Source organism: Nostoc sp. KVJ20 (genome assembly GCF_001712795.1).
Lineage (GTDB): Bacteria > Cyanobacteriota > Cyanobacteriia > Cyanobacteriales > Nostocaceae > Nostoc.
In genome coordinates this window covers 46,603-53,006 of sequence record NZ_KV757591.1, presented here as the reverse complement: position 1 = coordinate 53,006, position 6,404 = coordinate 46,603, and the positions used below count along the sequence as shown (strand labels likewise).

Here is a 6,404-nt window from a genome sequence, read left to right as displayed (position 1 = left end):
TTTCTCTATATTGCTTTAGTATTTTCTCAATAAAACCTAAACTCACACAAAATCTCTTTGCTAATTGACGTTGTGATATTCCACCTGACAAGTATGTATCCAATATTTTTTGGCGAAAGTCGAGGGAATATGGTTTCATTTTTACCCTTGAGTAGATGCACTGAATTTATCTTAATTAGTGTACTTTATTAGACTGGTAAACGCCATATAGCAACGCTTAACGCACCAACATATTTAGTGTGTTACGGCTAATCATGACTTTCTCAAACTCTCAAATCCTTGCATAGCCGTAACATACTCTACTTAATATTTACTTTATCAATAGACTGTTAACAATGCAGGAAAAATAAGTGCAATAAGCATTAGATCAAGGAAAAATAAGCTAATTATAAACCAGATTTTGATTGTATAACCTATTGACCGAAAGTATAATACAATAGCTCTATTAATAATTCCTACAATTATTGATGTATCAAATAAACAAGCACCAGCTATTCCAAACGCGTAGGAGAAACCATTTCCTTGCCGATAGGTTGGCGTTGTTAAGTGATTATAATACAGCGCAATAGCTAAGGTTCCAAAAAAAATAGTATAAGCTATTAGCCACTTTTTGTTAGGCATAATCTGAGCAATAACAAAAGGAATAGTTAGCAATAATAGAAAGAATACAATAAGAGAATAAATCATTTATAAATCCTTTTTTAGAGTATTTGAAAATGTCTATCGACCATATAATGTTTATTAAATTTATGAACTCTTATGGCAGCCATAACTGTATAAATGCACTGATTTAGTCTATATTATGAGTAAAATCAGATTCAGTTGTCTTTAGATTTTATTTACGAATTATCTCTAAAATTGTGGTGTATTGACTTGGCGACAAGACACCACAATCTATATCATTTAGTTTTACAGAAACAATCAGAAGATTTTGAGGCTAAAGCTTAATAATTAAAAAGCGATAGCATCCTTAATTTTCTAAACATTCTGAATTATTACTCCTGAATTTTTAGGTTTTACAAGTGATTTTGAAACAGTTCTAGAACATGTTTCCAAGCATCAGGGGCCGCTGCGGGATTGTAACTTGGATTCTGGGTGATGAATGGGTACTTGTCTTTGAAAAATCCGTGGAAGAATCCGTGTCCTGCGTCGTATCGAAATACACGATGATTAATGTTATATTTCTTTAATTCTGCCTCTATCTGTTGATTTTCCTCTTGGGAAATTAATGCATCTCTTGTACCAAAAAATGCATAAATAGTACCTTGAATTTGCGAGGTGCGATTGACGGTTGGAGTTTCTTCACCATAACTGGAACTGGTAATGCCGCCACCGTAAAACGAAGCTGTGGCTTTGATATCGGGTAAAGTTGCAGCCATGTAAGCAACATGACCGCCAAAACAGAAACCAATCACACCGATCGCATCATCTTTGACATTGGGTAAAGTTTTCAAGTATGCGATCGCAGCTTGAATATCGCTTAAAATTTCCTGATACTTAACTTGTTGATAGTATTGTAAACCAAGCTGATAGCCTTCTGGACTATAGCCAGCATCTTCTTCGCTATAGTCAACCTCAAAACCGGGAGCAATACGTTGATACAGCGCGGGTGCGATCGCTACATAACCTTGTTTAGCAATTAGTTCGGTGATATCTCGAATATTACTGTTGATTCCAAAAATTTCTGGAAAAACTATAACTGCGCCAAAGGTTCCCTTTTGTGCTGGTTGAGCTAAGTAAGCATCGATTTCTAAGTCATTGTTGGGTACTTTGACATAGCAAGTGTTAATTTCGATGTTTGTTGTTTCTACCATCTTTGTTTCGGCTGCTTTTATACCAACTCATCTATTTTGACTGCTTTTGACACAGATATGTAAATTGATGCTTCAAAGTTACCCTACAGAAAATTCTGTATACTGGCAGACATGAGGTGGATGACATTACCTTATCCCTCTCCTAATAAACAGTATTTGGGCAAGTTTAACTTTGTTTATAAACCATTTCCATTCTCAACTTCTCAATCTCTAATCTCAACTTGTCATTCTCCATTCTCAATTTAGCATTCTCCTCTCTAATCAACTCAACTTCATTTCTCTTACTCAAAGCCTGATTAATCGCTAACTTCCGCATATCTAGCGAAAACCAACGCTGATAAGTTTGCGTGTGAACTTGCACACTATGCCCTAAATTATCAGCCGCCGCTTTAATTGGTATTCCCAAAATATGCGCCCGAATTGCCCAAGCATGACGTAAATCATATGGTTTAAAATCCAATCCTATCTTACGAAACCACCAACTAACTCGCTGTGTTAATGCCGTTATCTCAGCATGATTTGTGTTATCTTTTTTAGCGATCGCACCCTTTAACATCTCTAAATATTTAGGATTTCTCAAATCAAAGTCATCAATCCATTGTCTATATAAAGGTAAGGCTTCTCTCTCACCAGTCTTACAATCCTTATGAACTTTCCATGTCAAATCAGCATTATCTTCACTCAACCACCAATCAATATTGGGATTAATAAAAAGTTCCCGTGGACGTAAACCAAAAGCTGCTAACATTCCATACGTCCAGCGCCAAAGTTGCCAGCTATCTTGAAGATTTTGATTAACTTGATTCCCTCTATTATTCAGATAATCTTCAAACTTGAGAATTCCATCAGCTATTTCCACATCTGTAGGGATAGTGCGGGAGTTATTCTCAGGCATTTTGGAATATTTAGATAAATCAATTTCGATATTGAATGTCACACAAAATGCTGCGATCGCTCTAGCTGCATTATACTTAGCCCATTCCTTATCTATTTGCTCAATTGAGCTTATAAGATTTTCAGCGATCGCTAAATCTTTGGGATTCGTAAATCGTTTAGTTCGGGAAAAGTAATAAAAAAAAGTATGTTCGCTTTTAGTAGTTCGTTTATGAGTCTTAAAATACTCTTCTTCAAATTTTTCGAGTAATTCTCCTATAGTCTTAAATTCTTTTTTAATCGCTTCATTTCCTAAATATTTATCATTCCATTCAAAACTTTTACGAGCGATTAACTTCCCTAATTCATAGGCTTCTTCCTCAGCCGTCTTGAGTCCATCCAAGTTAGCGGGAATATTCAAACTGAGATTATATTGTTTTCTCCCAGTACCATTACTATCTTTGTCTCCCGGTTTAATTGGTAACGTCGCCCGTAATTGCAGACTTCCATTCGATTCTCTAATTGTCACCTTTGCCTTTGCAGACTTCAAACGCAGATTAACTTTCTCTAATTCCAATAGTACTTTCGTTCTCATGTGTTCTTTTTGCTGCTGTGCTTGCAGAGATGAGCAAAAAAACGGGCGATTGTTTAATCGCCTTGGCTCAGGACAACATTTAGATGATGCGTAATATCATATCCGCTTGATTGCTTATTAAACCCGAAGAACCCCACCCCGCCAAAGCTACGCCTTGTTTCCCCTCCCCGCTTGCGCTACGGTGTATACACAAGTCTGAAATAGCTGATCAACCAAGGTTTTACCCCACCCTAACCCTCCCCTTGCAAAGGGGAGGGAACTGGATTTTTATGTTTCCCCCCAATGCATCGGGGGGATTAAGGGGGGTAATTCGACTTGTGTGAACAACCGTAGCCGCAAGCGGAGAGGGGATTAAGGGGTGAGGTTCTTTTTTTATGGGTAATTTAGCGGACATGATATGAGTCCTGAACCTGATTATGCATCGCTGTGTTTTTAGCCTATATTTAGGCTAAAAATAAATGTGTTATCAACGAACAATGCTTATCGCTGACACTGTTTACTGCAAACATTAGACAGTTAAAAAGAATTAAACCACCAAAAGGATTACTCCGGCCCTTATCACGGTTATGACGGCTTTGCCATCTTCGCTCGTGATATGGACTTGGCACTCAACAGCCCAACTTGGTCATTAATTGGCGCTCCTTGGAATGAAAAAGCTCAGGCTAAGAAGGCTGAAGCTAAGGCTAAGGCTGCCGTTTAGGGAAATGGGAGAGTGAGATAAGTAAGGATAACCTGGGGCTAAAACCCCAGGGGGGAGTTGGGAATCCAAAATTCAAAATTGAAAGATTAAAAATTTATTTTGATTTTTGCATTTTGAATTTTGAATCATATTCCCACTCCCTTGTAGAGACGCGATTCATCGCGTCTGTAACAAATTAATCGCGTCTCTATCCCACTCACACCTCAATTAGTAAAGAATTCAGTAAGCTTGGAGATCCAGAAATGCCTCAGAATCCAGAAAAAATTCAAGACCACGTAGAGTTATTCCACCAACCTGAGTACCAACAGCTATTTGAAAACAAAAAGCAGTTTGAAAACGGTCACGACCCCGAAGAAGTAACACGGGTTGCAGAGTGGACAAAGGGTTGGGATTATCGTGAAAAGAACTTCGCTCGTGAAGCTTTAACCGTTAACCCTGCTAAAGGTTGTCAACCATTGGGAGCAATCTTTGCTGCTGTTGGTTTTGAAGGTACTCTACCTTTCGTTCAAGGTTCTCAAGGTTGCGTTGCTTACTTCCGCACCCACTTAACCCGTCACTACAAAGAGCCATTCTCTGGTGTATCTTCTTCAATGACTGAAGATGCAGCCGTGTTTGGTGGTCTGCAAAACATGATTGACGGCTTGGCGAACTCTTACCAACTCTACAAGCCCAAAATGATCGCTGTCTGCACCACCTGTATGGCAGAAGTAATTGGTGATGACTTACAAGCCTTCATCAACAACTCTAAGCAAGCTGGTTCAGTTCCTCAAGATTTCCCAGTACCTTACGCTCACACCCCTAGCTTTGTCGGTTCCCACATCACTGGTTACGACAACATGATGAAGGGAATTCTTTCTAACTTGACCGCAGGTCATAAGAAAGAAACCAGCAATGGTAAAATCAACTTCATCCCAGGTTTTGACACCTACGTAGGTAACAACCGCGAAATCAAGCGGATTGCTTCCTTGTTCGGCTTTGACTACACAATTCTAGCCGACAACAGCGACTACCTCGATTCACCAAACACAGGTGAATTCGATATGTACCCAGGTGGTACAAAGTTAGAAGATGCAGCAGATTCAATCAATGCGAAAGCTACGATCGCTCTGCAAGCACACTCTACACCCAAAACCCGCGAATACATCGAAAAAGAGTGGAAGCAACCAACCTCAGTTTCCCGTCCTTGGGGCATTAAGGGTACTGATGAATTCTTGATGAAACTCAGCGAATTGAGCGGTATCCCCATTCCTGAAGAATTGGAAATCGAACGCGGTCGTGCAGTTGATGCCATGACTGACTCTCACTCATGGATTCACGGCAAGCGCTTCGCTATCTACGGCGAACCAGATTTAGTATACAGCGTAGTTGGCTTTATGCTAGAAATGGGTGCTGAACCTGTGCATGTCTTGGTTCACAACAGCAACGAAGTATTTGAAGCAGAAATGAGAGAACTGCTTGCTTCTAGCCCCTTCGGTCAACATGCAACTATTTGGCCTGGTAAAGACTTGTGGCACATGCGTTCATTGTTGTTCACCGAACCAGTAGACTTCTTAGTTGGTAACACCTACGGTAAGTACCTGTGGCGCGACACCAAGATTCCCCTCGTGAGAATCGGCTACCCCATCATGGATCGCCACCACCTACACCGCTATGCCACTATTGGTTATCAAGGTGTGATCAACCTCCTCAACTGGACTGTAAACACCCTGTTTGAAGAAATCGATCGCAACACCAACATTCCTTCTAAGACAGATATTTCCTACGACTTGATTCGTTAGAAATTGCGTAGAAACACAACGTGTTAATTAAAGGGTAAAGAAGGGGAATAGGGAATAGGGAATAGGGAATAGGGAATAGGGACTGGAGACTGGGAAAACACCCAATGCCCAATGCCCAATGCCCAATGCCCAATTCCCAATTCCCAATCCCCAACTCCCCTTTTTCTTGATAGCATTTACCCAAGGAATTTATAGATGGAAACCATCAATCACACTCACGAACATACTCACACTCATCCTCATCCTAATTACCATCCACCTAATCAAAAAAAACCAGGATGGTTCCACAATCTTCTTAATCCGTTGCGTAGTGTAGTGGATGGAATTCAGGTTAAAAATAATCGCATCGCTCATCTAATTTGTCAAACAATTCCTTGTTGTTGTCCCTTTGAGCGACAAATTAAATTATTTGGGAAGACTATTGATATCCCACCACTATGTAAACTCAATCCTTTATATGACGAATTTGTAGGATTGCGTTTTCGCGCTCTATCTTACCTCGCTGATGTATGTGGAGAGGATGTCACAAAATACATTTGTTAGTCATTGGTAGAGACGCGATGAATCGCGTCTGTACAATAGTCATTAGTTGTTAGTTATTCAAAGGACAAATGACAAATGACAAAGGACAATTAACAATTAAG

The 6,404-nt window shown here is 39.7% G+C and carries 4 protein-coding genes and 2 pseudogenes; 3 read left to right on the top strand and 3 right to left on the bottom strand.

Annotation, left to right across the window (positions count from 1 at the left end):
* Nucleotides 1-318: 318 nt before the first annotated feature.
* The 3 genes and pseudogenes from A4S05_RS10675 to A4S05_RS10665 all read right to left on the bottom strand — a co-directional run.
* Nucleotides 319-687: a hypothetical protein gene (locus tag A4S05_RS10675; RefSeq protein WP_069069811.1), complete on the bottom strand. Its 369-nt coding sequence runs from the start codon at nt 685-687 to the stop codon at nt 319-321.
* A gap of 329 nt (nt 688-1,016) precedes the next feature.
* Entirely contained in the window at nt 1,017-1,814 is a 798-nt protein-coding gene (locus A4S05_RS10670) for a dienelactone hydrolase family protein (RefSeq protein WP_069069810.1), read from the bottom strand.
* Between the two features lie 166 nt (nt 1,815-1,980).
* Nucleotides 1,981-3,324: pseudogene (locus tag A4S05_RS10665) on the bottom strand (site-specific integrase); the annotation flags it as partial.
* 490 nt (nt 3,325-3,814) lie between these two features.
* Between A4S05_RS10665 and A4S05_RS44200 the strand changes: the two are divergent.
* The 3 genes and pseudogenes from A4S05_RS44200 to A4S05_RS10655 form a co-directional block, all read left to right on the top strand.
* Nucleotides 3,815-3,982, top strand: a pseudogene (locus A4S05_RS44200) (nitrogenase molybdenum-iron protein alpha chain); the annotation flags it as partial.
* A 242-nt stretch (nt 3,983-4,224) separates the two neighbouring features.
* Nucleotides 4,225-5,760: a nitrogenase molybdenum-iron protein subunit beta gene (nifK, locus tag A4S05_RS10660; protein WP_069069808.1), complete on the top strand. Its 1,536-nt coding sequence runs from the start codon at nt 4,225-4,227 to the stop codon at nt 5,758-5,760.
* 195 nt (nt 5,761-5,955) lie between these two features.
* Nucleotides 5,956-6,303: a Mo-dependent nitrogenase C-terminal domain-containing protein gene (locus tag A4S05_RS10655; protein ID WP_069069807.1), complete on the top strand. Its 348-nt coding sequence runs from the start codon at nt 5,956-5,958 to the stop codon at nt 6,301-6,303.
* Nucleotides 6,304-6,404 lie beyond the last annotated feature (101 nt).

Coding starts and splice junctions, on each gene's coding strand:
- nifK (WP_069069808.1), top strand. CDS start 4,225: ATGCCTCAGAATCCAGAAAAAATTCAAGACCACGTAGAGTTATTCCAC.
- A4S05_RS10675 (WP_069069811.1), bottom strand. CDS start 687: ATGATTTATTCTCTTATTGTATTCTTTCTATTATTGCTAACTATTCCT.
- A4S05_RS10655 (WP_069069807.1), top strand. CDS start 5,956: ATGGAAACCATCAATCACACTCACGAACATACTCACACTCATCCTCAT.
- A4S05_RS10670 (WP_069069810.1), bottom strand. CDS start 1,814: ATGGTAGAAACAACAAACATCGAAATTAACACTTGCTATGTCAAAGTA.